Source organism: Streptomyces sp. NBC_00249, from assembly GCF_026342355.1.
In the GTDB taxonomy this organism is placed as follows: domain Bacteria; phylum Actinomycetota; class Actinomycetes; order Streptomycetales; family Streptomycetaceae; genus Streptomyces.
On record NZ_JAPEMV010000005.1, the window covers coordinates 588,992 to 615,432 of the forward strand.

The 26,441-nt window shown below is 73.5% G+C and carries 26 protein-coding genes and 1 riboswitch; of the genes, 12 read left to right on the forward strand and 14 right to left on the reverse strand.

Features of this window, described 5'->3' with window-relative positions; genetic code table 11:
- Window positions 1-46: 46 nt before the first annotated feature.
- From OOK31_RS24440 to OOK31_RS24460, 5 genes are read right to left on the reverse strand one after another with little or no spacing between them, the layout of a single operon-like run.
- Window positions 47-1,675: a serine/threonine-protein kinase gene (locus OOK31_RS24440; protein WP_267089442.1), complete on the reverse strand. Its 1,629-nt coding sequence runs from the start codon at window positions 1,673-1,675 to the stop codon at window positions 47-49.
- 10 nt (window positions 1,676-1,685) lie between these two features.
- A complete protein-coding gene (locus tag OOK31_RS24445; protein WP_267089443.1) occupies window positions 1,686-3,221 on the reverse strand; it encodes a serine/threonine-protein kinase in 1,536 nt (511 codons plus the stop codon).
- Window positions 3,218-4,735 (reverse strand): serine/threonine-protein kinase, encoded by a 1,518-nt coding sequence (locus tag OOK31_RS24450; protein ID WP_267089444.1) that lies wholly within the window; start codon window positions 4,733-4,735, stop codon window positions 3,218-3,220. Before OOK31_RS24450 ends, OOK31_RS24445 begins: the two co-directional genes overlap by 4 nt.
- A gap of 53 nt (window positions 4,736-4,788) precedes the next feature.
- Window positions 4,789-5,046 carry a DUF397 domain-containing protein gene (locus tag OOK31_RS24455; protein WP_267089445.1) on the reverse strand — a complete coding sequence of 86 codons (258 nt, stop codon included), beginning with the start codon at window positions 5,044-5,046 and terminating at the stop codon, window positions 4,789-4,791.
- Window positions 5,006-5,854, reverse strand: coding sequence for a helix-turn-helix transcriptional regulator (locus OOK31_RS24460; protein ID WP_267089446.1), 849 nt, complete (start codon window positions 5,852-5,854; stop codon window positions 5,006-5,008). Before OOK31_RS24460 ends, OOK31_RS24455 begins: the two co-directional genes overlap by 41 nt.
- An 85-nt stretch (window positions 5,855-5,939) precedes the next feature.
- Here OOK31_RS24460 and OOK31_RS24465 point away from each other — a divergent pair, with 85 nt between their 5' ends.
- Complete coding sequence (locus tag OOK31_RS24465) at window positions 5,940-6,350, forward strand: ATP-binding protein (RefSeq protein WP_267089447.1); 411 nt, start codon at window positions 5,940-5,942, stop codon at window positions 6,348-6,350.
- A gap of 9 nt (window positions 6,351-6,359) precedes the next feature.
- Here the strand turns inward: OOK31_RS24465 and OOK31_RS24470 are convergent, their stop codons facing one another.
- Complete coding sequence (locus OOK31_RS24470) at window positions 6,360-7,460, reverse strand: NAD(P)/FAD-dependent oxidoreductase (protein WP_267089448.1); 1,101 nt, start codon at window positions 7,458-7,460, stop codon at window positions 6,360-6,362.
- A gap of 232 nt (window positions 7,461-7,692) precedes the next feature.
- Here OOK31_RS24470 and OOK31_RS24475 point away from each other — a divergent pair, with 232 nt between their 5' ends.
- From OOK31_RS24475 to OOK31_RS24510, 8 genes are all read left to right on the forward strand, one after another.
- On the forward strand, window positions 7,693-9,519 hold the full coding sequence (locus tag OOK31_RS24475; protein ID WP_267089449.1) for a serine/threonine-protein kinase: 1,827 nt from the start codon (window positions 7,693-7,695) through the stop codon (window positions 9,517-9,519).
- 159 nt (window positions 9,520-9,678) lie between these two features.
- On the forward strand, window positions 9,679-10,644 hold the full coding sequence (locus tag OOK31_RS24480; RefSeq protein WP_267089450.1) for a hypothetical protein: 966 nt from the start codon (window positions 9,679-9,681) through the stop codon (window positions 10,642-10,644).
- Between the two features lie 151 nt (window positions 10,645-10,795).
- A complete protein-coding gene (locus tag OOK31_RS24485) occupies window positions 10,796-11,125 on the forward strand; it encodes a hypothetical protein (RefSeq protein ID WP_267089451.1) in 330 nt (109 codons plus the stop codon).
- Between the two features lie 91 nt (window positions 11,126-11,216).
- A complete protein-coding gene (locus tag OOK31_RS24490; protein ID WP_267089452.1) occupies window positions 11,217-11,858 on the forward strand; it encodes a class I SAM-dependent methyltransferase in 642 nt (213 codons plus the stop codon).
- Between the two features lie 113 nt (window positions 11,859-11,971).
- The gene (locus OOK31_RS24495; RefSeq protein WP_267089453.1) at window positions 11,972-12,958 is read left to right on the forward strand and encodes an N-acetylmuramoyl-L-alanine amidase; all 987 of its coding nucleotides are present in this window, start codon (window positions 11,972-11,974) and stop codon (window positions 12,956-12,958) included.
- A gap of 153 nt (window positions 12,959-13,111) precedes the next feature.
- Entirely contained in the window at window positions 13,112-13,912 is an 801-nt protein-coding gene (locus OOK31_RS24500) for a DUF5336 domain-containing protein (RefSeq protein ID WP_267089454.1), read from the forward strand.
- Between the two features lie 120 nt (window positions 13,913-14,032).
- A complete protein-coding gene (locus OOK31_RS24505; protein WP_267089455.1) occupies window positions 14,033-15,043 on the forward strand; it encodes an LLM class F420-dependent oxidoreductase in 1,011 nt (336 codons plus the stop codon).
- Between the two features lie 155 nt (window positions 15,044-15,198).
- Window positions 15,199-15,714: an RICIN domain-containing protein gene (locus OOK31_RS24510; RefSeq protein ID WP_267089456.1), complete on the forward strand. Its 516-nt coding sequence runs from the start codon at window positions 15,199-15,201 to the stop codon at window positions 15,712-15,714.
- On the opposite strand, the gene OOK31_RS24515 is transcribed toward OOK31_RS24510, so the two are convergent.
- From OOK31_RS24515 to OOK31_RS24535, 5 genes are all read right to left on the reverse strand, one after another.
- Window positions 15,711-16,118: a hypothetical protein gene (locus OOK31_RS24515; RefSeq protein WP_267089457.1), complete on the reverse strand. Its 408-nt coding sequence runs from the start codon at window positions 16,116-16,118 to the stop codon at window positions 15,711-15,713. The genes OOK31_RS24510 and OOK31_RS24515 overlap by 4 nt on opposite strands.
- 72 nt (window positions 16,119-16,190) lie before the next feature.
- Window positions 16,191-16,757 (reverse strand): hypothetical protein, encoded by a 567-nt coding sequence (locus OOK31_RS24520; protein WP_267089533.1) that lies wholly within the window; start codon window positions 16,755-16,757, stop codon window positions 16,191-16,193.
- 199 nt (window positions 16,758-16,956) lie between these two features.
- A complete protein-coding gene (locus OOK31_RS24525; RefSeq protein WP_267089458.1) occupies window positions 16,957-18,048 on the reverse strand; it encodes a prenyltransferase in 1,092 nt (363 codons plus the stop codon).
- Window positions 18,045-18,779, reverse strand: coding sequence for a class I SAM-dependent methyltransferase (locus OOK31_RS24530; protein WP_266577493.1), 735 nt, complete (start codon window positions 18,777-18,779; stop codon window positions 18,045-18,047). The genes OOK31_RS24525 and OOK31_RS24530 overlap by 4 nt, the downstream gene beginning before the upstream one ends.
- A 100-nt stretch (window positions 18,780-18,879) precedes the next feature.
- Complete coding sequence (locus OOK31_RS24535) at window positions 18,880-20,214, reverse strand: glycosyltransferase family 4 protein (protein WP_267089459.1); 1,335 nt, start codon at window positions 20,212-20,214, stop codon at window positions 18,880-18,882.
- A 227-nt stretch (window positions 20,215-20,441) separates the two neighbouring features.
- On the opposite strand from OOK31_RS24535, the gene OOK31_RS24540 reads away from it, so the two are divergent.
- The gene (locus tag OOK31_RS24540) at window positions 20,442-21,077 is read left to right on the forward strand and encodes a TetR family transcriptional regulator (protein WP_267089460.1); all 636 of its coding nucleotides are present in this window, start codon (window positions 20,442-20,444) and stop codon (window positions 21,075-21,077) included.
- 119 nt (window positions 21,078-21,196) lie between these two features.
- The gene (locus OOK31_RS24545) at window positions 21,197-22,348 is read left to right on the forward strand and encodes a serine hydrolase (RefSeq protein WP_267089461.1); all 1,152 of its coding nucleotides are present in this window, start codon (window positions 21,197-21,199) and stop codon (window positions 22,346-22,348) included.
- A gap of 117 nt (window positions 22,349-22,465) precedes the next feature.
- Here the strand turns inward: OOK31_RS24545 and OOK31_RS24550 are convergent, their stop codons facing one another.
- The 3 genes from OOK31_RS24550 to OOK31_RS24560 form a co-directional block, all read right to left on the reverse strand.
- Window positions 22,466-22,975: a hypothetical protein gene (locus OOK31_RS24550; RefSeq protein WP_267089462.1), complete on the reverse strand. Its 510-nt coding sequence runs from the start codon at window positions 22,973-22,975 to the stop codon at window positions 22,466-22,468.
- 195 nt (window positions 22,976-23,170) lie between these two features.
- Window positions 23,171-23,404: a ferredoxin gene (locus tag OOK31_RS24555; RefSeq protein WP_267089463.1), complete on the reverse strand. Its 234-nt coding sequence runs from the start codon at window positions 23,402-23,404 to the stop codon at window positions 23,171-23,173.
- Window positions 23,404-24,855 carry an aldehyde dehydrogenase gene (locus tag OOK31_RS24560; RefSeq protein WP_267089464.1) on the reverse strand — a complete coding sequence of 484 codons (1,452 nt, stop codon included), beginning with the start codon at window positions 24,853-24,855 and terminating at the stop codon, window positions 23,404-23,406. Before OOK31_RS24560 ends, OOK31_RS24555 begins: the two co-directional genes overlap by 1 nt.
- A gap of 172 nt (window positions 24,856-25,027) precedes the next feature.
- Here OOK31_RS24560 and OOK31_RS24565 point away from each other — a divergent pair, with 172 nt between their 5' ends.
- Window positions 25,028-26,128, forward strand: a complete 1,101-nt coding sequence (locus tag OOK31_RS24565) for an MBL fold metallo-hydrolase (RefSeq protein WP_267089465.1) — start codon at window positions 25,028-25,030, stop codon at window positions 26,126-26,128.
- Window positions 26,129-26,262: 134 nt separating this feature from the next.
- Window positions 26,263-26,341: riboswitch (cobalamin riboswitch) on the forward strand.
- Window positions 26,342-26,441: the final 100 nt, after the last annotated feature.

Genomic DNA, 26,441 nt, shown 5'->3' on the forward strand with positions numbered 1-26,441 from the left:
AGGTCAGATGAAGGTGTTCTTCGCCGCCGCAGCCCGGCCGGGGGCGTCAGTTGGACGGCACGGCCTTGAGGGCGGCGCGGGCGATCTTCTCGGCCTCGGGCCGGCAGTCGATCGGGTCGGTGCCCTTCCCGTGATCGGTCGACACGTAGAGCCTGAGGTTCTGGTCATGGACGACCAGTTCGCAGCCGCCCTTCCACATCGCCCGCTCACCGAACCCCACGTCCGCGGACTCGACCACCCCCTGCTTGCTGTCCAGGTCGAGCCGCTTGCGCTGCTCCTGCGTCCCGTCCTGCCCCTTGCCGCTGAGCTGCACGTCCCACTCCACGACCGCGCGGGACGCTCCCGCGGTGAACCAGTAGCAGCGCACGACGGGGCGGAGGGGATCCGCGCCCGGCCCGGAGTCCAGCTTCTGCGCCCGGTCCGCCACCGGCAGGGGCAGCTTGGGGGCCGCCTTGCCGCAACTGTCCGGCCTCTTGTATCCGGACTGGTCCCACTGCTCGCCGGACTGCAGCGAGTACACCACGAAGCCGAGGCCGGTCACCACCAGCGCACCGGCCACCACCAGAAGTGCGAGCAGGGACGCAGGCCGCGGGCTCCGTCCGGGGGCCAGGGAGCCGACGGTGACGGGCGCTTCCTCCGGCAGCGGTACGAGGGAGGGGGCGGCACGCACGGGCTCCGGGGCCGGGGTCGGCTCCGGAACCCGCTCGGCCACGACCGTCTCCGGTTCCGGGGCGGGCTCCGGGGCCTCCGGCTGCGGCCGGACCGCCGTCCGGGCCGGGGGGCCGCCCAGCAGGCGGTCGATGGCCGCGCCCTGCTCCGCGATCATCCGGTGCACCGCCGGAGGCCACGGCTGCCGGCCCGCCGGGACGACCGGCCCGAGGAGGGCGAACAGCTCGGCCGGGGCCGGCCTGGCCGCCGGGTCCTTGGCCAGGCAGCGCTCCACGACCTGGCGCAGCCCGGCCGGGACCACGTCCAGTTCGGGTTTCGCGTGCACCACGTCGTAGAGGGTCTGGAGCGTCGACGTCCCCGCGAACGGGTTGCGCCCGGTGGCGGCCAGGAACAGCACCGACCCGAGCGAGAACACGTCGCTGGCGGCGGTGAGTTCCCGGCCCTCCGCCTGCTCGGGCGACATGAACGCGGGCGAGCCGATCACCAGCCCGGTGTGCGTCAGCCGGGTGTCGATGCCGCTCTCGGCGGCCCGCGCGATGCCCAGGTCGATGACCCGTACGCCGTCCTCGGCGAGGAGGACGTTCTCGGGCTTGAGGTCCCGGTGGACGAGCCCCGCCCGGTGGATCTCGGCGAGAGCGGACGCCAGACCGGCCGCGAGGCGGCGTACGGTCTCCTCGGGCAGCGCCCCGGCCGCCTCCACGGCCGCCCCCAGCGAGGGCCCCGGCACGAACACCGAGGCCAGCCACGGGGTTTCCGCGTCCGCGTCGGCCTCCATCACCGCCGCCGTGTACGCCCCGGACACCTTCCGGGAGGCGGCGACCTCCCGCCGGAACCGGGCCCGGAACCCCTCGTCGTCGGCGAACCGCGCGAGGACCTGTTTGACGGCGACCAGCCGCCCGTCGGGCGCGGTGCCCAGCAGCACCCGGCCCATGCCGCCCTCGCCGAGCACGCCCAGTACCCGGAACGGCCCCACCTGGGACGGCCCCGACGGCCCTATCAGCTCCATGCCTGCCCTCTCATCGCGGCATCGCCGCCAACGCGGCGCGGGCGATACCCTTCGCCTCCGTCTCACAGCTCCCGGCGGGATGCCGGTCGCCCCCGAGGTACACCCGCACCTCGAGGTTGCCGTCCCGGACGGCCAGTACGCAGGTGCCCTCCGGTCCGGGGGTGCCCCAGTACGCGGCGTCGCCCGCCCCCACACCCGTCTCGGGCCGCCGCCCCTCGCCGAAGCTCTCGCGCCGGCGCTCCGTCCCGTTGCCGGCGCCGCTGCCACTGCGGCTCAGGTCCCAGGAGACGGACGCGTGCGGGCTCGGCGGCTGGTCCGTGCCGCCGCCCCGCACCTCGTGCGGCGGCTCGTACCAGGAGCAGGCCGTGCGCGCGCCGCTGCCCATCTCCTCGTAGTAGTCCATGGACTGCTTGCGCTCCCCCGGCGGCAGCGGCAGTTTCCCGGCCACCTCCGGGCAGACCGGCATCCTCGCGTACCGGTCCGGTTCGGCTGCCCGGTTCTGCGGCGGCGACGCCGGGCCCAGCAGGTACGCCCCCGCCCCGAGCACGGCCACCCCGGCGGCGACGGCCCGTGCCACCGCCTTGCGGGAACGCCCGCGCGGCCCGGTCACGGCCTGCGGGAGCACGGCCGTGGGCGCGGACACCGTCGCCCCTTCCGGGCCGGCGTCGAGCAGCCGCTCGATGTCCGCCCGCTGCACGGCGATCAGCCGGCGCACGGCGGGCGGCCATTCCCCGGGCGCCACCGGCCCCAGGAGGTCCAGGAGCTGTTCCGGGGCCGGCCGGGCGCCCGGCTCCTTGGCGAGGCACCGCTCCACGACCGGGCGCAGCCCCGGCGGGAGACCCGACAGCTCGGGCTCCGCGTGAACCACGTTGAACAGGGTCTGCAAGGTGGAGGCCCCCGCGAAGGGGTTGCGGCCGGTGGCGGCCAGTACGAGCACCGAGCCGAGCGAGAACACGTCGGCGGCCGGGGTCGGTTCCCTGCCCTCGGCCTGCTCGGGCGACATGAAGGCGGGCGAGCCGACGATCTGCCCGGTCTGCGTCAGCTCGGTGTCCCCCGCGCCCTCGGCCGCCCGCGCGATGCCGAAGTCGATGACCCGGACACCGTCCTCGGACAGCAGCACGTTGTCGGGCTTCAGGTCCCGGTGGATCAGGCCCGCCCGGTGGATCTCGGTGAGTCCCGTGACCAGTCCGGCCGCGAGGCGGCGTACGGTCTCCTCGGGCAGCGCCCCGGCCGCCTCCACCGCCGCCCCCAGCGAAGGCCCGGGCACGAACACCGAGGCCAGCCACGGGGTTTCCGCGTCCGCGTCGGCCTCCATCACCGCCGCCGTGAACGCCCCCGACACCTTCCGGGAGGCCGCGACCTCCCGCCGGAACCGGGCCCGGAAGGCGTCGTCGTCGGCGAGCCGGGCGTGCACCTGCTTGACCGCGACGAGCCGCCCGTCGGGCGCGGCCCCCAACAGCACCCGGCCCATGCCGCCCCGACCGAGCTCGGCGAGCAGCCGGTACGGACCGGCCGCGACGGGGTCGGACTCCCTGAGCCGCCTCATGGCCGCGCCATCACCGCCAGCGCGCTACGGCCCGCGTCCTTCGCGGCGGCCTCGCAGGAGCCGACGGGGTAGCGGTTGCCCTTCACCTGGACGAACACCGTCTGGTTGACGTCCCGCAGGTAGAGGGCGCAGGGCGCGTCCTCGTCGGTCTCCGGCGGCAGCCACAGGGCCTCTTCCGCGAAACCGAGGCCGAGGTCCCGCCGGGTCCTGCCGCGCACGTACCTGCCTTCGTGGTGCTCCTTGGCCTGTTCGGCTCCGGTGCTGCCGCCCGGCCGGGAGACGTAGAGGTTCCACAGGACGTAGGTCTCGTCGCCGTAGCGGCTGTTCCAGACACAGAGGTTGTCCCAGAGCGGCCACCCGGAGACGGAGCCCTCCGCGAAGCCCTTGCCGCGCGGCGCGCCGAAGTCGGACGGCAGGGTCACCTTGCCGACGACGTCCTTGCAGGCGAACGACTTCGGTACGTATTTGTCGGCCACCTGGGACAGCGGTGCGGTCCCGGGCGTCGGGACGGTCTCGGGCACGATCCGGTAGTAGACCTCCTCGACGACGGGCCGGCCCACCGTCAGCCCGACGGCGACGCACGCGGCCAGGATCCCGGCCGTCACCAGCAGCCGGGTCCGCCCCGCCCCGGCCGGGGGCGGGGGCGGGGGGACTCCTGCGACGAGCCGGCCGGTCTCGGTCTGCTGCGCCGCGATGAGCGCGTGCACCGCCTCCGGCCACGGCCGCACCGCCGGCTCGACCGCGCCGACCATGGTCAGCAGTTCGCGCGGGGTCGGCCGGGCGGCCGGGTCCTTGGCCAGGCAGGGGGCGACGATCCCGTGCAGCCCGGGCGGGACGGCGCTCAGGTCCGGTTCGCCGTGCACGACCTCGTGCAGCAGCCTCGGTACCGAGTTCCCCGCGAAGGGGGGCTTCCCCGTGCAGGCCGTCACGAGCGTGGCTCCGAGGGAGAACACGTCGCTCGCCGGGGTCGGCTCCCCGCCCGTGATCTGCTCGGGCGACATGAAGGCGGGCGAGCCGACCAGCGCGCCGGTGCGGGTGATCCGGGTCTGGTCCCCGACGGCGCGCGCGATGCCGAAGTCGATGACCCGTACGCCGTCTGCGGCGAGCAGCACGTTCGACGGCTTGAGGTCCCGGTGGACCAGGCCCGCGCCGTGTACGTCGGCCAGCGCGTGCGCCAGCCCGGCCGCGAGCCGGCGCACCGGCTCCTCCGCGAGCGGCCCGGCCGCCGCCAGGACCTCGCGCAGCGAGGGGCCCGGCACGAACTGTGAGGCCAGCCAGGGCGTCTCCGCGTCCGGGTCGGCGTCGATCACGGGCGCGGTGTGGGCGCCCGACACCCTCCGCGAGGCGTCCACCTCACGCCGGAACCGCGCCCGGAACCCGTCGTCCTCGGCCAGCCCGGCGTGCACCTGCTTGACCGCGACGAGGCGCCCGTCCGGCGCGACGGCCAGCGATACCCGGCCCATCCGGCCCTGCCCGAGCACGGCGACGGACCGGAACGGCCCTAAACCCTGCATGCGCCCCCGCCCTCTCAGGTACGGCAGGCGATCATACAGATCCGCCGACGGGCTCAGAGCCCCCGCACGAACGCGGCGAAGGCGGCGGGGCTGACGGTGAAAGCCGGCCCCTCGGGGTTCTTGGAGTCCCGCACGGCGACGAGACACTGGGCGGCAACCTCGACACAGTCGCCGCCGGTGTCACCGCTGTACGAGGACTTCTGCCAGGCGGCGGCGCCGATGGGGGCGCACTCGACGCAGTTGCCGCCGGTGTCACCGCTGTACGAGGACTTACGCCACCGTGCGCCCGTCGAGTTCGGGATGGTGTCCATAACGTTCCTCCATTACACGGGTGATCCGTGCCGCCGAGTCCTCCAGTGAGAGTGCGGCGGCCTGCAAGTGATCGTAACGGAGTGAACCCTCCCTGAGAGCTTGCGGATTAGCCGTCATATGGCCCTGGACGAAGTCCTCGGTATAGAGGATGTCTGGGTCGTCCTCGAACCTCAGCATGCTGAACTCGCCCATCAGCCCGGCATGTGCGCCGGCCTCAAAGGGAAGGATCTGCACCCTCACCCACTCCCGGCTCCGCAGCTCCAACAGATGGGCAAGTTGGTTCCGCATCACGTCCCGACCCCCGATCTCCTGGTGCAGTACGGCTTCACTCAGGACGACCCACATCAGTGGCGGGTTCTCGCGGTCCAGGATGCGCTGCCGCTCCATTCGCGCGGCCACCTTGCCGTCAAGTTTCTCCTGACTCCGCACGCCGAGCACCGCCCGCGCGTACTCCTCCGTCTGCAGCAGCCCGTAAATCAGCTGCGCCTGGAAGGTCGAGATGTACGAGGCCCTCGCCTCCATCTCGGCGTACGCCTGGAACCACACCGGAAGCTGGCTCCTCAGCACCAGCCCCACCAGGCGGGAGAACAGGCCGTCGGTCCCGAGAGCCGCATCGATCCGCTCCGAGAAGTCCCGGGTCGGGATCTTCCTCGCCGTTTCGATCTGGCCGACCAGCGAAGCCGTACAGAAGATGGAGCCACCGAGCTCCCCTTGTTTCAGCCCGGCATCCTCCCGCAGGCGGCGCAGTTCCGCGCCGTAGTAGTCCAGCGGTGAGGCGCTGGGGTCGAGGTCGCGGATGTTGACCATGAGGCGGTCACCCCTCAAGTCCACGCCGTACGGCGTTCGTTTCGGTCTGTAGCCGAGCGTAACGACGTCGGTTCAGGCTGGTGACATGAATCACGCAACTGGGCTTTCTCCGGCGGAGATTGGCACCAGCTACCGCATGGGCTTCACCGTCAGTGAGCATTCGGCCCGGCACATGCGCCGGATCCTGCGGATGTACCTCGACCGGTGGGGGCTCGCGAAGCTGACCGACGGCGCCGAGCTGGCGTTGACCGAGCTGGTCGCCAACGTCGTCCGGCACGTGCCCGGGCGGGGGTGCACGGTCCTGATCCTGCGGCGGCCGCAGGGGCTGCGGGTGGAGGTGGCGGACGGCTCCGCCGAACTCCCGCAGCCCGCCGCGCACGACGACCCGTACGCGGAGGGCGGGCGGGGGCTGCTGCTGGTGGAGGCCGTCACCGACCGCTGGGGCACCGATCCGCTGCCCGGCGGCAAGACGGTGTGGTTCGAGTGCGACGGCTGAACCCCGCCCTCATCGGGCCTGCTCCTCCATGAGCATGGCGAGCAGGCCCTCCTCCGCACCTTCGAAGGTGACGACCTCGGCGCTACGGGGGAACATGACCCGCTCGTACGCGGTGAGCGCGGCCTCGGTGTCGTCGGGGTGCGCGGCGAGGGCCTCGGCGAGTTCGGCGCCGTCCAGCATGGCGAGGTTGGCGCCTTCGCCGTTCGAGGGTCCGAGGTGGGCGGCGTCGCCGAGCAGGGTGACCCCCGGTACGCGGTCCCACCGGTGGCCGGACGGCAGGGTGTACTGGGGGCGCAGGAGGGGCGCGGTGTCGCCGTCGGTGATCAGCGCGGTGAGTTCCGGCGCCCAGCCCTCGAACTCCCGCGCCATCCGCGCGCGGGCCGCGGCGGGATCGGTGAAGTCGATGTCGGCGAACCACTCCAGCGGCTCGTTCAGTGCCACGTAGGTGTGCAGGGTGTCGCCGCTCTCGCGGTGGGCGAAGATCTCCCGGCCCTGGACGGGCACGATCAGCATCCCGCCGCCGACCGCCTTCGCGGCGGCCGGGTGGCGGGTGTCGGCGTCGAAGAGGTAGGTCTCGACCATCGACGTGCCGGCGTACTCGGGGGTGGCGGCGGAGAGCAGCGGCCGGACGCGTGACCAGGCGCCGTCCGCGCCGACGAGCAGGGCGGTGTCGACGGTGGCGCCGTCGGCGAACGTCACCTCGTGGCGGCCCCCGCCGAGGGAGCGGACGTCGGTGACCTTGTGCCCCCATCGGACGGTGCCGGCGGGGAGCGAGTCGATCAGGATCTGCCGCAGCTCGCCGCGCTGCACCTCGGGGCGGCCGCCCTTGCCGTCGTCGGGCTTGTCGAGGAGGACGGTGCCGTTCCGGTCGAGGACGCGCGTCGCCTCGCGGCCTTCCAGGACGATGGCGTGGAACTCGTCCATCAGGCCGGCCGCCTTGAGGGCGAGCTGTCCGTTGTAGTCGTGGATGTCGAGCAGCCCGCCCTGCGCGCGGGCCGACGGGGAGGACTCGGCCTCGTAGACGGTGGCGGGGATGCCGTGGACGTGCAGGACGCGGGCCAGGGTGAGTCCGCCGAGTCCGGCGCCGATGATCGTGACGGGTGTGTGCACGGTGACTCCTCGGGATCGGGGCCGCCCGGTGAGTTCCGGGGGCCGTCTCCTGAAAGGTCCCGGACCCCGCCGACAGGCCGCCCCCAGCGGACCGACAGCCCCCGACAGACGACCGACACGACGGCTCCGACCAGGCGGCCGGAACCGTGCGGTGGTCTCCGCACCCCGCCCCCGGTCCTCAGAGATAATGCGGTGCGAGTGGACGATCACGGGGTGACGGGGGCCAGGCGGCGTGCGGGAGAAGATCGAGGACCGTTACGAGCTCGACGAGTTGCTCGGCCGGGGCGGCTTCGGTGAGGTGTGGCGGGCCAAGGACTCACGGGTGGGCCGCTGGGTCGCGGTGAAGATCGGGTATCCCGAAACCCCGGAGGAGACCCGCAGGTTCGAGCGTGAAGCGAGCCTCGCCGGGAATCTCGCCCATCCCCACATCGCCACCATCCACGACTTCGGCCGTACCGAACGGGGCGGCCGCAGCGCGGTGTTCCTGGTGATGGAGCTGCTCCAGGGCCGCAGCCTCGCCGACGTCCTGGACGCCGGGCTGCCGTCGCTGGCCGACGCCCTGGAGTGGACCGCGCGCATCGCGGACGCGCTCGGGGCGGCGCACGACGCCGGGATCGTCCACCGGGACGTGAAACCGGCCAACGTGATGGTCACCGAGAGCGGGGTGGTGAAGGTCCTCGACTTCGGCATCGCCAAGGCCCAGGGCTCCGCCGGTACGGAGCTGACGGCCACCGGGATGATCATCGGCTCGTTCCCGTACATGGCGCCGGAGCGGTGGACCGGCGGCGCGAACGGGGTCCCCGTCGACGGGCGGGCCGACCTGTACGCCCTCGGCTGCGTGCTCATGGAGCTGCTGACCGGGCAGCGCCCCTTCCCCGCCCGCGAGATGCACGAACTCCTCGCCCAGCACCTCACCGTGGCGCCGCCCGCACCCGGCTCCCTGCGCGAGGGGCTTCCGCCCGCGCTGGACTCCCTCGTACTGGACCTGCTCGCGAAGGACCCGGCGGATCGCCCGGAGGGCGCCCAGGAGGTGAGCCGCAGGCTGACGGAGCTCGCCCGCGAGACCTCCGGAACCCCGGCGCCCGCTCCCGCCCCGGCCCTCCCGCCGACGGCGGCCCCGGACCCGTCCTGGCCGCCGCGCCCCGCCTACTCCCCCACCGTGCACACGGCCGCCGGGGACCCGGTCCGCGCGATGCTGGAACGGCGGCTGACCCAGCTGCTGGCGGACGCCCCCGCCGACCTCGTCGCACGGCTGGACATGCTGGTCGCCGACCTGTCGGAGGAACTGGGGACGCAGGACGCCCTGACGGTACGGGCCGCCTACCACCGGGCCATGACCGTACGCGGACACACGCCCTCCCACCTGGAGCGCATCCTGCCCAGGATGGTGCGGGTCCTCGGACTGGAGCACCCCGACACCATCGCGGCGCGCGCCGCGCACGTCGGTGAGGCCGCGGCCTACGGACCCGGCGACGGCCGGCGCCACGAGGCCGAACTCCGCGAGGTCATCGAGCAGGCCGTCCGGGTCCTCGGGGCCGACGACCCCGTCACCCTGTCCGCCCGGTACCACCTGGCCGGGGCCCTCCAGCGCGGCGACGCAGCCCACGACGGCTGGCGGGGCCCGGAAAGCCCCGCGCAGGCGCACGCCGAGCGCGCCTGGCTGGCGCCGCTCCTGCCCGACATGGAGCGGCGGCTGCCGCCCGACAGCCCGGTCCTCCTCGACGTACGCGCACGCCTCGCGCACGACGCCTGGCTGCTCGGCGACTTCGCCACCGCCGCACCCCTGTACCTGCGGCTGTACCCCGACCTCGGCGCGCTGGCGGAGCGCGGTGACCCCGAGACCGCGTACCGGGTGCTGCGGAGCGTCGGCGGGGCCGGGGCTCCGGGCCGTGCGCTCACCCACCTCAAGGTGCTGCTGCACCGGCTGCACCTGACGGCGGGCAACACCCACTGGCTGACCCACGAGGTGACGGAGACCCGCGACGCCTTCCGGCGGGCCCTGCGCGAGGACCGCATCTCGGAACTGGGCGGCGGCCTCTCCCGCCTCTTCGGCCGCTGACCCGCCGGACACGGCCGAACCCCTGTCCCTCCCGGCGGCGGGAGGGGATCATACAGATCCGTCGATCCGGGGGGCGTCATGGGTGGGACCGCACAACCAGCAGGACAGGCACGGGAGTTACCAGTTGGGGGCCCGGGCCGGCGGACCTCCCGGGGCCGGATGCTGCTGTCGCTGGGGCTGACCATGCGCATCGTGGGTCCGCTCGTCGCCATGCTGGGCACCGCCCTGCTCAACAGCACCCTCAGGCAGGAGGAGGGATCGTCGGCGCTGCCCTTGTGGGCGGGCGTGCCGATCGCCCTCGTGGCCGTCGTCCTCGGCTGGACGGTCTTCTGGCTCGGACGCAAGGTCCGCATCCGCGCCCGGCGCCACCTGACCCCCGTCATCACCTCGTTCGAGCAGCTGCGCACCGTGTCGTACGTGCTGTACCTGCGCCCCTTCGTCCTGGACCGGAGCCTGGCCCGGTCCCCCGACGACGCACCGGGCTGGTGGACCCGGTCCCCGCTGGAGCTGCCCTGGCTGACGGAGGAGGACTTCCTGGTCCGGCAGTTCGCCCGGCTCGGCCGGGTCGTGGCGATCGGCGAGCCGGGCGAGCGGCTGCCCCTGCTCGGGGCGGAGCGCGGCTACCTCCCGCTGGACGACTGGCAGGGCACGGTGAGCGAGCTGATCGAGGGCGCCCACGTGGTGATGCTGTCGGCCGCCCCCGGTCCGGGCACGGTGTGGGAGTTCACCGAGGCCCTGCGCACCGTCGCACCGACCCGGCTGGTCCTGCTGATCTACACCGGGCCCGAGGTGTACGACGCCTTCCGCGTGGCGGCCGCGCGGGCGTACGGCGACCGCTCCGGCCGGCCGGCGGTGGCCGCCGTACCCGCTCCGGGGTGGCCGGCGATGCCGGAGCTCCCGGACTGGCCGGAGCCCGGGCCCCGCAGGAAGGGCCTGGGGTGGGAGTTCCCGCTCAGGGGGGTCGTCTCCTTCGACCAGCACTGGAACGCGACCTTCACCCGCTTCGACCCGGTCGTGCCGCGCCTGCGCTGGTTCCGTACGGTGCGGCGGCTGCTCGACCGCGAACTGGAGCCGATGATCGGCCCGTTGTCCGGGCTGCCCGTCCGGAGCGGGCGAATCTCCTGACACGGCGTCGGGCCGTGGTGAGACTGTGCGCCCTGGACAACATCGACGAGAAGCTGTGGAACAAGCAGGTCGGGCCGGCGGACTACGGGCTCGCGGGTGAGAAGTACCAGGCGGCGGTGCTCGACCAGTACAAGTCTCGCTCAACTCCGCCGTGGTCGCCGCGGTGGCGGCCACGGCCGGGGGCAAGTGGCAGGACGCCCCGGTACTGGCCGCCGTCGCCGGATTGATCATCTTATTGACGCAGTGCCTGACCTGGTTCGTGATGGTGCGCTCGTACCGCCAGCTCAACGGGGCCAAGTTCGTGGTGATCGGCGCGCTGGAGAAGAAGCTCCCCGCCTTCGCGTACTCCGAGGCGGAATGGTTCCTCCTGGGCGAGGGGCGGGACTGGCGGAAGTACCTGCCGCTGACCCACGTCGAACAGTGGGTGCCGCTGATCTTCGCCACCGCGTACGTCCTGGGATTCCTCGCCCTCACGGTCTGAGCGCACGGCGGAGGCGACCCCGGCCATGGACGGCTACCGGGCGGTAGGGCAGCATGACCCGGCACACCCGCCGCTCAGCAGGAGGAACGACATGGCCACCCCCAAGCCGGAGACCCTCGCCGCCTTCGAGGCCGCCAAGGGGTTCATGCCCGTACGGGAAGGGCTCGCGCTGTACGCGGCCGCGGCCGAGGCGGGGGCGCTCGGGCTGCCGCTGCTGGAGGTCGGGACGTACTGCGGGCGCTCCACGATCCTGCTGGCCGACGCCGCCCGCGAGGCCGGGGTGGCCGCGCTGACCGTGGACCACCACCGGGGCAGCGAGGAGCAGCAGCCGGGCTGGGAGTACCACGACCCGACGGTGGTGGATCCGCAGGTCGGGCTGATGGACACGCTGCCGTCCTTCCGCCGGACCCTGCACGCGGCCGGTCTGGAGGAGCACGTCATCGCGCTGGTGGGCCGGTCCCCTCAGGTGGCCTCGGTGTGGGGCGGGCCGCTCGGCTTCGTCTTCGTCGACGGCGGCCACACCGACGAGCACGCCACCGGGGACTACGAGGGCTGGGCCCCGCACCTCGCGGTGGGCGGGCTGCTGGTCATCCACGACGTGTTCCCGGACCCGGCCGACGGCGGGCAGGCCCCGTACCGGATCTACCTGCGCGCCCTGGCCTCCGGGTCCTTCGAGGAGATCTCCGTCACGGACTCCCTGCGCGTACTGCGGCGCACGGCCGAGGGCATCTGACGCAGGGGCCCGGGCCGGGCGGCCCCGCGGGCCGTGCGGACATATAAGCGCACCGCGCCCTCGTTCGGCCCATGGTCCCCCGGACTCCCGGGGAGCGGGTCTAGCATCACCGCGTGCGCTACGACGACAGCCCCCCGCTCCCCGAGTCCCGCTCCTCGATCAGCCCGGACCGGCCCTGGTACACCCGCCGCTCCACCCTCGCGGTGGCGGTGGCGGTCCTGGCCCCGACCTGCCTGGCGGGCTGGGTGCTGACCCAGGTGCTGTCGGGTTCCGGGGCGGGGCCGGACGCGAAGCCGCCCCAGGCGCTGCCCGCATCGGCCTCCGCATCGGCCTCCGGCTCGGCCTCGCACCCGGCCTCCGCGGACGCGAAGCCGAACAGCGCCACCCCGAGTACCAGCGCCAGCGCCGGCACGGCCCCCGCCAAGGGCCCGCTGGCCGGCCGGACGGTGGTCATCGACCCCGGCCACAACACCGGGAACTTCCAGCACACCGCAGAGATCGACAAGCAGGTGGACATCGGCACGGCCCGCAAGGAGTGCGACACCACCGGCACCGCAACCAACTCCGGCTACCGCGAGGCGGACTTCTCCCTGGACGTCTCCCGCCGCGCCCGGGCCCTGCTGGAGGCCAGGGGCGTGACCGTACGCCTGACCCACGAGGCCGACCGCGCCTTCGGCCCCTGCATCGACGAGCGGGCCCGGATCGGCAACGAGGCGGCGGCCGACGCCGTGGTCTCCGTACACGCCGACGGGGTCTCCTCCGGCAGCCGGGGCTTCCACGTGATCCTCCCGGCCAGGGTCAAGGGCGGCGCGGCGGACACCTCGAAGATCGTCGGCCCCTCCCGGGACCTGGGCGAGCGCATCGCGGGGAACTTCGCCCGCACCACCGGCTCCGCGCCCGCGAACTACCTCGGTTCCGGCACCGGGTTGGTGGTCCGTGACGATCTGGGCGGTCTCAATCTCTCGACCCGGCCCAAGGTGTTCATCGAATGCGGCAACATGCGTGATGCCAAGGACGCGGCGCAGCTGACGAGTCCGGAGTGGCGGCAGAAGGCGGCCCAGGGCATCGCGGACGGCATCGTCGGCTTCCTCGGGGGGTAGTCCTCGGGGGACCGCCCCGCCCCGATCCTCTCGGCCACGGGAAACCTCCGTACCATGGTGCCGCCCGCCCGCTCCCGCCACGGACGGCGACGGCGAGCACTCCGCGACCGCGGCACCACGGGACCGACCAAGACCGAGAAGGACACCAGAGACGTGAACATCCGCTCCCTCACTCGAGGCGACGGCGTGGTGATCGGAGCAGCGGCGCTGCTGTTCATCGCCTCGCTCCTCGACTTCTACTCCACCGCCGGCGTCTCCGCGAGCGCGTGGAACACCGACTTCAGCGGCCTGGCCCTGCCCTCCGTCTTCCTGCTCGGCTTCATCGCCGCCGGTCTCCTGGTCGGCGCCCGCTTCCTGCCCGAGGGCCGCAAGATCGCCGGTCTGCCGCTGCTCGCGTGGGGCACCGTCCTCGCGGTCTCGGCCGCCTGGTCGGGGCTGTGGGTGATGATCCTCAGCTCGGCCAACGGCGCCGGCGCGATCCTCGGTTTCCTCGCCGTCGCCGTCCTGGCGGGCGTCGCGCTCGCCGGGGCGAAGATCCCCGCGCTGGCGGGGCCGCTCGTGCCCGAGCCGAAGCCCGTCGCGGCCCCGCCGTACGGCGGCCAGCCGCAGCCCGGCGCCGGGTACGGGTACCCGGGCGGGCAGCAGCAGCACCCCGGCTACGGCGTCACCCCGCAGCCCGTCCCGCCGTACGGCGGTTCCCCGGCCCCGGCGCCCGGTCCGCAGGACTCCGCTCCGGCTCCCGCGCCGGCGGCGGACTTCACGCCGTTCTGGTTCGCGGTGCCGGTGGCCCGTCCGCTGTTCGGCGAGGACGGCTCCCCCGCCCCGATCGCGGAGCTGGCGCCGGGCACCTGGTACCTGGCCGTCGACCAGCGCGGTCCGGCCACCCTGATCGCCCAGACCCAGGACGGCCGCCGCGGCGTGCTGAACGACACCTCGGACATCCAGCGCGGCTGACCGGGACCCCCGGCTCCGGCTCGCTCACGGCCCCCCGCCCTTCCGGGTGGGGGGCCGTTGCCCTACAGTCCGCCTGACGGATCGTCAGATACTGGTCGCCGGACACTGGGGGGAACCGCCATGCGCCTCGGACTCGCACTCGGCTACTGGGGCCGCGGGCCCAGCCCGGCCCACCTCGACCTCGCCACCGAGGCCGAGCGCCTCGGCTACGACTCGGTGTGGACCGCGGAGGCCTGGGGCTCCGACGCCTTCACCCCGCTCACCTGGATCGCCGCCCACACCTCCCGGATCCGCCTCGGCACCGCCATCGCACAGATGGCCGCCCGCACCCCGACCGCCACCGCCATGCACGCCCTCACCCTGGACCACCTCTCCGGCGGCCGGATGATGCTCGGCCTCGGACTGTCCGGGCCGCAGGTCGTCGAGGGCTGGTACGGGCGCCCCTTCCCCTCCAGCCCGCTCACCGCGACCCGCGAGTACGTCGACGTCATCCGCCAGGTGCTGCGCCGCGAGGCCCCCGTCGCCCTCGACGGCCGCTTCCACAGCCACCCGTACCGGGGCGCCGACGGCACCGGCATCGGCAAACCCCTCAGGCCCATCACCCACCCGCTGCGCGCCGACCTGCCGCTGCTGCTGGGCGCCGAGGGCCCCAAGAACATCGCCCAGACCACCCGGATCGCGGACGGCTGGCTGCCGCTCTACTGGTCGCCCACCCGCACCGACGCCTACCAGGCCTCCCTGACCGGACTCCCCGACGGGTTCATGATCGCGCCGATGGCCCGGGCCCAGGTCTGCGAGGACGTCGCCGAGGGACTGCTCCCCGTCAAGGCCATGCTGGGCTTCTACATCGGCGGCATGGGGCACGCGGCCCGCAACTTCCACGCCGACCTGATGGGCCGCATGGGCTACGAGGAGGAGGCCCGGCGCATCCAGGAGCTGTTCCTGGCCGGGCGCCGCGAGGAGGCGGTGCTGGCCGTACCGGACGCGTTCGCCGACGAGATCTCCCTGGTCGGGCCGCGCGAGCGGATCGCGGAGCGGCTGGAGCTGTGGCGCAAGGGCCCCGTCACCGACCTCCTCGTCACCGCCCCGGACCCGCACACCCTGCGGGTCCTGGCGGAGCTGAACAGCTAGTGCTGTGACCGGCTGGCGAATGACCCACGCCCGCAGGGCACTTGAGGGCGAGACCGAGGGGTGGAAACGACTCGACGGCAGATTGAAGATCACTTAAGGTCAGGCTCGATTTCGTCGAAGCCGACCGCGATCGGCCGTATGAGGGGGATTTTTTCGTGCGCCTGAACATCGCCAAGTCCGTCCGCCGTGTCCTGAGTACCGCCTGCGGGGCCCTGCTCATCTCGATGGCCCTGCCCGCCGCGCCCGCCTCCGCCGTCGATCTGTCCAGGTGGAGCTGGCTGGGCAACTGGAACAGCGCCAAGTGCCTGGAAGTGGGTGGCTGGTCCACGGCCAACGGGGCCGGTATCAACCAGTGGGACTGCACCGACGGCGACAACCAGAAGTGGACCGGGATCGAGTACACCGACGGGACCCTCATCTACAACCGGCACAGCGGCAAGTGCCTTGAGGTCAAGGCCTGGTCCACCGCCAACGGCGCCGCCATCGGCCAGTGGGACTGCCACGGCGGCGCCAACCAGAAGTGGAAGCCCTACTACCTGGGCGAAGGCAACCTGTACCTGGTCAACGTGAACAGCGGCAAGTGCCTGGAGATCGGTGGCTGGCGCACCAGCAACGGCGACCCGGCCACCCAGTGGGACTGCCACTGGGGCAAGAACCAGCTCTGGTTCTAGCCCACACCACCATCGCCGGCCTCGGTCTGCGGGACGGCCTCCAGGAGCGGCCGCAGGTCCAGCGGCATCACGGCGATCTCCACGGCCCCGCCGTCCCGCGGCAGGGCGCAGGTCACGATCCGCGAGCCCGGGTTGATGGAGATGCCCTCCCGCACGGTGGGGACCCGTACGCCGGTCGCACGGGCGCCCTCCAGGGGCACGGCGGGACCCCGGCCGGGCTGCCAGCGGGGGGCGCCCTGGTCGGCGTAGAGGCGGCCGGGGCGCCAGCGGCCCGACCCGGCGGGGCAGCGGGCCATGCCGGGGATGCCCTGGGGGCTCCCGGCGGCCAGCCTCTGGCGGTGCTTGCGGCGCACCAGCCAGCCGGTCGCGGCGGCCAGGAGCGCGAACAGCGCGAACTCGATCACACCGGCCATTGAAACAGCCGGACCCGCCCGCCGGAGCGGACGGGTCCGGTACGTCGGGGGCTGTCCGCCCGGCTAGCCGCCCAGCTGGGACAGGCTCGGGACCTGGTCGGTGACCGTGGCTCCCGCGCCCTTGCCGGCTTCCTTGACGCCGTTGATGACGTTGTTGAAGGAGTCGATGTCGGCGTCGCCCGCCTGGCCCTTGCGGAGCTTGGCGCCGAGGCCCTTGAGGGACTCGATGCCGGCCGTCAGCGGGACCATCGCCTTCGACAGCAGCGGATCGCCCTTGGCGTTCTCCGCCGCCGCCTTCAGCCGGTTGTACGCGAAGGCGCCCGCGAGGCCCGCCTTGATGAGCGCGAAGGTACGGCCGCTCGCGCCCTTCTTGAACTTGCCCGCGCGGTACGGCTTGATGATCCACTGGTAGGTGGCCCCGGCCGCGAGGCCGGCGTTGGCGACGAAGCGGGTCTTGGCGAACTTCTGCCGTTCCGCCGAGGTGCTCGGCGAGGGCGTCGCCGCGGCCGCCTCATCGGCTTCCGCGGCGGCCGGCTCCGCCTGCGCGAGGGCGGCCAGCTCGGCGGCGGAGGCCATGGAGAGCTCCTCCCGCGCGCCCCGGTCGCCGCCGCACGCGGTGGCTCCGGCCAGCAGGGCGGTGGACAGGACCACCGCCGTGAGGGCGCGTCGGAATCGGACGGTTGTGGGTACGGACACGGGTGCCTCCGGGGACTGAGGTGTCCCCCGCAGCCTCACCCCGCCCCCGCGGCTGCGCCACCCGGGCGACCCGTTCGGGTCGCCGCGGGGGGCGGTAGAAGCAGCCGGGCCACGCCGGGCGGCCCCGCGCCGTTCAGCGGCTACAGCACTCCGGTTCCAGGCCCGTCGGCAGGGTGAGGCCGCCGAAGACCTGCCCGGTCGCCTCGTCCCCGCCCAGCGCGGCCACCGCCAGCAGCAGCGACCCCGCCGTCCAGGTCGTCTGCTCCACCGGCCAGACCGCCCGGTCCTCGAAGACGTAACCCGTCCAGTACATGCCGTTCCCGTCGCGCAGGTGGCCGATGGAGCGCAGGATCTCCAGCGCCCGGTCGGACTGCCCCGTCGCCCACAGCGCGAGCGCCAGCTCGCAGGACTCCCCGCCCGTCACCCACGGGTTCGGCAGGACGCACCGCACCCCGAGGTCCGGTACGACGAACTCCTCCCACCGCTCCGCGAGGCGCGCCTTCGCCTGCTCCCCCGTCAGCGCCCCGCCCAGGACCGGGTAGTACCAGTCCATCGAATAGCGGGACTTGTCGAGGAAGCGCTCCGGGTGCCGGCGGACGGCGTGCGCGAGGGCGCCCGTCGCCAGCTCCCAGTCCGGCTGCGGATCGCCGCGGTGCTCGGCGATGGCCAGGGCGCAGCGCAGCGCCTGGTGGATGGAGGAGGAGCCGGTCAGCAGGGCGTCGGTGACGGCGGTGCCGTCCGCCTCCCGCTTCCAGCCGATCTCGCCGCCCGGCTGCTGGAGGCCGAGGACGAACTCGACGGCGGCCACGACGGCCGGCCACATCCGGTCCAGGAAGGCGTCGTCGCCGGTGGCCAGGTAGTGGTGCCAGACGCCGACGGCTATGTACGCGACGAAGTTCGACTCGCGGCTCGCGTCCTGCGGCTCGGCGGTGTCGACGCCCTCGGGCCGGTCGGCGTAGGCGGCGTACCAGGAGCCGTCCTGGTTCTGGTGGCGCACGAGCCAGTCGTAGGCGCGCTCCGCCGCCTCGTGCTCGCCGGCCGCGTCGAGGGCCATGGCGGCCTCGGTGTGGTCCCACGGGTCGAGGTGGTGGCCGCGGAACCAGGGGATGGCCCCGTCCGCGCGCTGCGCGCCGAGGATCCCGGCGACGGTGAGGGCGGCCTCCTCGGCGGTCAGTACGCCGTCCAGGACGAGGTGTTCGGGTGCGGTGCGCCCCGGCGAGCTCACTGGGCCGCGCCGACGGGCAGGTGCGGCTTCGTCGCGTAGGCCACGAAGCTCTTGCCGATGACCGGGTTGAGGGCCTGCTCCGCGAGGCGGGTGGCCAGGGGCTTCTTCATGATGTCCCAGACCAGCAGCTTGTGGTACGCCTTGACGGGCAGGGCCTTGTCGTTGTCGACGCCGAAGGCGCACTTGAGCCACCAGTACGGGGAGTGCAGGCCGTGCGCGTGGTGGGTGCCGTACGGCTTGAGGCCCGCGGCCTCCATCTTGCCGAGCAGCTCGTCCGCCTTGTAGATGCGGATGTGGCCGCCCTCGACCTCGTGGTAGGCGTCGGAGAGCGCCCAGCAGATCTTCTCCGGCCCGTAGCGCGGGACGGTGATGGCGATGCGGCCGCCGGGCTTGAGGACGCGGACCATCTCGGCGAGGACGCCCTTGTCGTCGGGGATGTGCTCCATCACCTCGGAGATGATGACGACGTCGAAGGACTCGTCGGGGAAGGGCAGGGCGAGGGCGTCGCCCTCCATGGCGGTGGCGGTGGCGCCGGCCGGGGCCTCGCCGGCCTCCTTCATGGCCGCGAACCACTTGGCGACCTCGCGGATCTCCTCGCCGTTGCGGTCGACGGCGACCACCTGGGCGCCTCGCCGGTAGCACTCGAAGGCGTGCCGGCCTGCGCCGCAGCCCAGATCGAGCACACGGTCGCCTGCGGCGAGCGGGAACCGGGAGAAATCGACGGTCAGCACGGGGTCCTGCCTTCGCGGTCGCGGGGGTGGAGGGGGTGGAGGAAGTGGTGGGGACTGCGGGTGGAGCGGGTGGTGCGGAGCGGCCGGTGGGGGCGACAGGTCACCGCGAGGCCCGGCGGCCACGGCCGGCGGCCACGGCGCGCTGCTGCTGCTCGATGGCGGCGCGGTAGTGGCGGACGGTGCCCTCGGCGGCCTTGGCCCAGGTGAAGCGGGACAGGACCCGGTCCCGTCCGGCGGCTCCGAGGCGGGCGCGCAGCCCGGCGTCCCCCAGCAGCCGGCCCAGCGCGGCGGCCAGCGCCCCCGCGTCGCCGGGCGGTACGGCCAGGCAGGTCTCGCCGTCGGGGCCGGCCACCTCGGGGATGGCTCCGCCGGTGGTGGCGACGAGCGGGGTGCCGGTGGCCATGGCTTCGGCCGCCGGGAGGGAGAAGCCCTCGTAGAGGGAGGGCACGCAGGCGACTTCGGCGCTGCGCACGAGGTCGACGAGTTCGGCGTCGGTGATGCCCTTGACGAAGCGCACCGCGTCCTGGAGGTCGTACTTCTCGATGGCGCGGGCGACGGGTCCGCTCTCGGCGCGCTTGCCGACGACGACGAGGTGGGCGTCGGGGCGCTCGGTACGGAGCTTCGCGAGGGCCTCGACGAGGTGGACGAGGCCCTTGAGCGGGACGTCGGCGCTGGAGGTGGTCACGATCCGCCCGGGCACCTCGGCCACGGACGGGTCGGGCGACCACAGGTCGGTGTCGGCGCCGATGTGGACGACGTGGATGCGGCCCTCGCGCACGCCCAGGTGCTCGGCGATCTCCTGCTGGGAGGAGCCGGAGACGGTGAGCACGGAGGGGAGGCGGCGGGCGACGCGGCCCTGCATGCGCGTGAAGGCGTACCAACGCCGCACGGAGGCCCGCTTCTTGCGGTCCTTGGCGGCGGCGAGGTCGAGTTTGCGGTCGACGGTGATCGGGTGGTGGATCGTCGTCACGAGCGGGGCGCCGAGGTCGGAGAGGAGTCCGTAGCCGAGGGTCTGGTTGTCGTGGACGACGTCGAACTCCCCGGCGCGCGCCTGGAGGTGGCGCCTGGCGCGCAGCGAGAACGTCAGCGGTTCGGGGAAGCCGCCGGTCCACATGGTGGCGACCTCGACGGCGTCGATCCAGTCCCGGTACTCGTCGCGCTTGGGGGTGCGGAAGGGGTCGGGGCTGCGGTACAGGTCCAGGCTCGGCAGCTCGGTCAGCGTGGCGCCGGTGTCGAGGACCGGGTAGGGCTGCGCGCCGATGACCTCGACGCTGTGGCCCAGCTTCACGAGCTCGCGCGAGAGGTGGCGGACGTAGACGCCCTGCCCGCCGCAGAACGGGTTCCCCTTATAGGTGAGGAGTGCGATGCGCAACGGGCGGTCGCCGTCGGTGGCGGAACCCGCGAAAGGGCTCGTCACCATGGCCTCTGCGGTCACTCTCGGCCCCCTTCTCCCTGCACTTTCGCCGGAGCGTAACCGCTCGGATAATGTAGAACAAGTTTCAGACTTGATCCGTCGAAGACCATTGAATCTACCGGCCGGAAACCACACCGTAAGAGGCGGAGCGGGTGATTCGCGCCACGGCTCGCACGCCTGACATGCTGGGCCGCGGGCCATCCCGGAATCAGCCGCCGCACCGACACGGAACGCCAGGAACGGGACACATGACAGCGGAAGCGAAGGCCGTCACGACACCGGCGACCACACCGGCGTCCCCTCCCCTGACGGAGCGCCAGGAGGCACGCCGCCGCCGGATCCTGCACGCCAGCGCGCAACTGGCCAGCCGGGGCGGCTTCGACGCCGTCCAGATGCGGGAGGTCGCGGAGTCCTCCAGCGTGGCGCTCGGCACCCTGTACCGGTACTTCCCGTCGAAGGTGCACCTGCTGGTGGCCACCATGCAGGACCAGCTCCAGCACATGCACGCCACGCTCCGCAAGCGCCCCCCGGCCTCCGACGACCCGGCCGAGCGGGTCGCGGAGACCTTGATGCGCGCCTTCCGGGCCCTGCAGCGCGAACCCCACCTCGCGGACGCCATGGTCCGCGCGCTGACCTTCGCGGACCGCAGCGTGAGCCCGGAGGTGGACACGGTCTCCCGGCTGACCACGGCCATCATCCTCGACGCGATGGGGCTGGACGCCCCGCCGACGGCGGAACAGCTCTCGGCGGTCCGCGTCATCGAGCACACCTGGCACTCGGCCCTGATCACCTGGCTGTCGGGCCGCGCCTCGATCGCCCAGGTGAAGATCGACATCGAGACGGTCTGCCGCCTGATCGACCTGACCTCCCCCGAAAAGTCCTGATCCCGCTGTAGCACCGCGTCGAGCCGGGACCGGGGTACCGGTCGCGGCCGCGGGCAGGACCCAGGTCCTCGTGCCGGCGGGCGATGTGCGGGGAAGGGCCCGGTTCCTAGCCTCGGGGCATGAGTTCACACGGTATGTCCAAGACGGTGATGGTGGCGGTACTGGCGGCGGTGGCCGTGGGAGGGCTGCTGCCCTCGGCGGCGCAGGCGCGCGGCACGGGTGACGTGGTGCGCCAAGGGGTGGAACGGCTGGTGTCCGAGGACCGCTACCCGGCCGCGCTGGCCTCCACCACGGACCGCGACGGACGGGTGCGCGACTACGCGGCGGGCGTCGGCGACCTGAGGACGCGGGCGAAGGCCCCGCTCGACGGCCAGGTACGGGCGGGCAGCAACACCAAGACGTTCACGGCGGCGGTCGTCCTGCAACTGGTCGGCGAGGGGAAGGTCGAGCTCGACGCCCCCGTCGAACGCCACCTGCCGGGCCTGTTGCGCGGCGACGGCATCGACGGCCGCGTCATCACCGTCCGCCAGCTGCTCCAGCACACCAGCGGGCTGCCCAACTACACCGAGTCGATGCTCGACGCCGTCCTCGGCGAGCAGCGCCACACCTACTACCAGCCGCGCACCCTGATCGACGTGGCCCTGGCCCACAAGGCCCGCTTCGCGCCCGGCACGGGCGTGGAGTACAGCAACACCAATTACGTCGTCGCCGGGCTCCTCGTCGAGAAGATCACCGGCCGGCCCCTCGCCGAACAGATCACCCGGCGGGTGATCGAGCGGGCCGGGCTGCGCCACACCTACTTCCCCGGCGTCGGCGAGGAAGGCATCCGCGGCGCGCACCCCCGCGGCTACCACGCGCCCGGGCCCGGGAAGCCCCTCGACGACATCACCGAACTGGACCCCTCCTGGGGCTGGGCCGCCGGCCAGCTGATCTCCACCCCCGGTGACCTGAGCCGCTTCTACGGGGCCCTGCTGGGCGGCAAGGTGCTGCGGCCGGCCGAGCTCGCCGAGATGCGCAGGACCGTCGCGGCTCCGGCGGGGGCCGGCTACCAGCCCGGGACCCGGTTCGGGCTCGGCCTGTTCAGCGTCCCCCTGAGCTGCGGCGGCCTGCTGTGGGGCCACGGCGGCGACACCCCCGGCTACAGCACGAAGACCGCCGCCACCGACGACGGCCGCGCCGCCGCGGTCGCCGTCACCGCCAACATGGCGCCCACCCCCGAGGCTTCCGAGCACGCCCAGGCCCTCGTGGACACCGCCCTGTGCCGGAAGTGACCGGGCCGGGGCGGGGGGCGGCGAACGGACCTGCTGTTCGGCTCCCGTTCGCCCCACCCCCGCCTCCGGCCTGTCCCCGGCCCGGCCCTCCGGGGCGCCCGTCGCCTCTGAGGCGGTTCAGCCCCGCTCGGTCGCCGCCCGCCGGGCCGCCTCCCTCCGGAAGGCTTCCTCGCAACGGGCGCCCGAGCGGTGGGCGTAGAGGGACAGGGTGTCGAGGAGCCCGCCGTTGGTGATCTCCAGGGTCCAGGGCCCCTCCTCCAGCCGGGTCCCGGGTACGGGCTCGCCCCGGCGGGCCGTGACCCGCCAGCCCTTCGCCGTCAGCCCGGCCTCCAGCGCGGCCCACTGCCCCGCGTCGGCGGGCCCGTTCCCCGTCCAGTCCGCGACGCAGCCGACGAGCTCCCCGGCCTCGGGACCGCCCGCGCCCGGGGCCAGCCCGGCCCCCGAGGCAACGACCCCGAGCTCGTCCCGCACCACCCCGGCCGGCACATCCGCCCCGGCCCGCGCGGAAACCTCCCCTACGGACACCCACTCCCCCGCGGGCTCACTCGGAACGAGCCCGTCCCAGGCGAGAACACCCGTCACCGCCGCCGCCACCAGGACCACGACGGCCCACCCGGTCCTGCCCATGTCCCCGCCCCGCACCGCACCGCCGCACCCGGTCCGTCCGCCGGCTCCGCGCAGACTAACCCCCGTCGGCGGGGGCCACGGGTCCGGCACCGGGCCCGCCGCTTGAGCCGGAACTCACTGGAGGAGGGGTCGTGCGTGTCTCCGGAGCGGGGGCCGGGGCCCGTTTTCGCGGGCCCCGGCCGGTGGTCCGAGGGGCTAGTCCTCCGGGGGGAACACCGGTTCGCCCGTCGTGGCGAGGGTGATGAGGATGGCTTCGACCGGGCAGCCCTCGGCCGCCGTCAGGGTGGGTTCGTTCGCGTCCGTCTGCGGGGCGCGGGGGTGTGACTGGCGGGCCGAGTCGAGGGTGAAGCCCTCGGGGGCGTGGTTCACGCACATGCCGGAGCCGATGCAGATCCCCCGGTCCACCTCGACCCGCCAGCGGTCGCCCATCACGCGCCCGCCGGGAGGTGGATCATCTTGTGCTCCAGGTACTCGCTCAGTCCCTCCGGGCCGAACTCCCGCCCCACGCCGCTGTTCTTGTAGCCGCCGAACGGGCCGAGCATGTCCAGGCTGAAGGTGTTGACGTTGAAGGTGCCGGTGCGCACCCCGCGCGCGAAGTCGATGCCGTGCTCGACGTCGGCGGTCCAGACGCTGCCGCTCAGCCCGAACTCCGAGTCGTTGGCGACCCGCAGGGCCTCCTCCTCGTCGCCGTAGGGGATGAGGCAGACGACCGGGCCGAAGATCTCCTCGCGGGCGATCCGCATCGAGTTGTCGACGTCGCCGAAGAGGGTGGGTTCGACGTACCAGCCGCGTTCCAGGCCCGCCGGGCGGCCGCCGCCGGTGAGGATCTTGGCGCCTTCCTCCTGGCCGATCCGGATGTAGTCCAGCGACCGCTGCTGCTGGCGCCGTGCGACGAGCGGGCCGATCTGGGTCGCCGGGTTCAGGGGGTCGCCGACGACCAGGTCGCCGGCCGCGGCGGCGAGGGCGGCGGCGATCTCGTCGTAGCGGGCGCGCGGGGCGAGGATGCGGGTCTGGGCCACGCAGGCCTGGCCGTTGTTCATCCAGGCGGCGGGGATGATCCCGGCGACGGTGGTGTCCAGGTCGGCGTCGGGCAGGATCACGGCGGCGGACTTGCCGCCGAGTTCCAGGGTGACCCGGGTCAGGTTGCGGGCGGCGACCTCCATGACCCGCCGGCCGGCCGCGACCGATCCGGTGAAGGCGACCTTGTCGATGCCGGGGTGTCCGACGAGGTACTCGCTGACCTCCCGGTCGGCGGGCAGGATCGACAGCACGCCCTCGGGCAGTCCGGCCTCGCGGGCGATGTCGGCCAGGATGTAGGAGTCGAGCGGGGCCTCGGGCGAGGGCTTGAGGATCACCGCGGAGCCGGTGAGCAGCGCGGGCGCGAGCTTGGCGGCGGCCACGAACTGCGGGACGTTCCAGGGGATGACGGCGGCGACGACGCCCACCGGTTCACGGCGTACGAGGATCGGGCCGAGCGCGCCCTGGCGGCGTTCCTCGTAGGGGTAGTCGGTGGCGACCTTGATGGCGGAGTCGTAGACCATCATCGCGCCGAGGGCCTGGGCGAGGACGCTCCAGGAGTACGGGGAGCCGTTCTGGGAGCTGATGGAGCGGGCGATCTCCTCGTGGCGGACGAGGATGGCGTCCTTGATGCGGGTGACGACGGCGATCCGCTCCTCCAGGGAGGCGCGGGGCCAGGGGCCCTCGTCGAAGGCCTTGCGGGCGACGGCTACGGCCCGGTCCACGTCGGCGCGGGAGGCGTGGGGGACGCTGCCGATGACCTGCTCGGTGTGGGGGGAGACGATCCGGATGGTGTCGGTGCCCAGCGGATCCGTCCATTCGCCGCCGATGAACAGTTGTCCGTGTTCCACGAGCTCGGTCATCGCTGCTGCCTCCTGGGGCTGGGCGTTTCGAAACTGATACCAGTTCTAGTTCGAGGAGTCCACGGCCAGGACGGAACAGCCCGGAAGATCTGGTGACTAGTCAGGAGGGGGCGAAGATGGTCGACTTGGGCTACCAGTGGAACATGTTCCTGTTGTCACTCCAGGGGGTCTCATGCCAGAGGGCATCGCGCACGACACGTCACAGGGCACACCGGGGGGCGCGCCGGCGGACGCGCCCCAGGTGACCGACCACGGCGGCGGGGTGTGGGCGGTCAAGGTCCCGATCCCCGACAACCCCCTCGGACACACCCTCGTCCACGTCCTCGACACCGACCGCGGCCCCGTCCTCGTCGACACCGGCTGGGACGACCCCCGCTCCTGGGACACCCTCACCGCCGGACTCGCCGCGCTCGGCACCGCCGTCGCCGATGTGCACGGGGTGGTCATCACCCACCACCACCCCGACCACCACGGCCTGTCCGGGCAGGTCCGGGAGGCCTCGGGCGCCTGGATCGCCATGCACGCCGCCGACACCGAGGTCGTCGTACGGACCCGCTCGGCCGAGCCCGGAGTCTGGTTCGACTACATGAGCGACAAGCTCGCCGCCGCCGGAGCGCCCGAGGAGCACGTCGCCCCGCTCCGGGCGGCCCGCGCGGCCGGCCGGACCCCGGCCCTGCCCGGGCTGCGGGCCGCCGTTCCCGACCGGGAGATCGTCCCCGGCGAGCTGCTGCCGCTCGCCGGGCGCCGGCTGCGGGCGATCTGGACCCCCGGCCACACCCCCGGCCACGTCTGCCTGCACCTGGAGGAGGCCCACCCGGCGCGCCTGCCCGGCAACGGCCGGCTCTTCTCCGGCGACCACCTGCTGCCCGGGATCTCCCCGCACATCGGCCTCTACGAGGACCCGTCCGGCGACCGCGTCACCGACCCCCTCGGCGACTACCTCGACTCCCTCGAACGGATCGGCCGCCTGGGCCCGGCCGAGGTGCTCCCGGCCCATCAGCACGCCTTCACCGACGCGCCCGCCCGCGTACGGGAGCTCCTCGCCCACCACGAGGAACGGCTCGCCGGACTGCACGCCCTGCTGGCGGCCCGGCCCCTGACCCCGTGGGCGCTGGCGGAACGGATGGAGTGGAACCGGCCCTGGGCGCAGATCCCGTACGGCTCCCGGAACATCGCCGTCTCGGAAGCGGAGGCCCACCTGCGGCGGCTGGTCAAAGCGGGCCGCGCCGAAGCCGTCCCGGGCACGGACCCGGTCGAGTACCGCGCCACCTGACCGGGGGACCGGGGCGGGCCGCCGCGCGGGGCCGCTCCGGCGGGGTGGCCGGTAAGGGGCGCTGCGGGGCCGTGCCCCCCGGTCCGGGGGCTACGGGCCGGTAGAGTGAGCCCGTCGTCCATCCTTCCGGACGGGGGGAAGCCGGTGCGAATCCGGCGCTGACCCGCAGCCGTGACCCGGCCCGCCGCGTGCGGGACGCAAGCCGGAATGCCCCGTGCCGGAGGTGCGCGGCTCGTGCCGTCGGGGCCCCCGGCGGCCGGCACCGTCGAGGTAAACGGAGCCGGAGCCCGGTGCCTTCGCGTGCCTGCCTCCC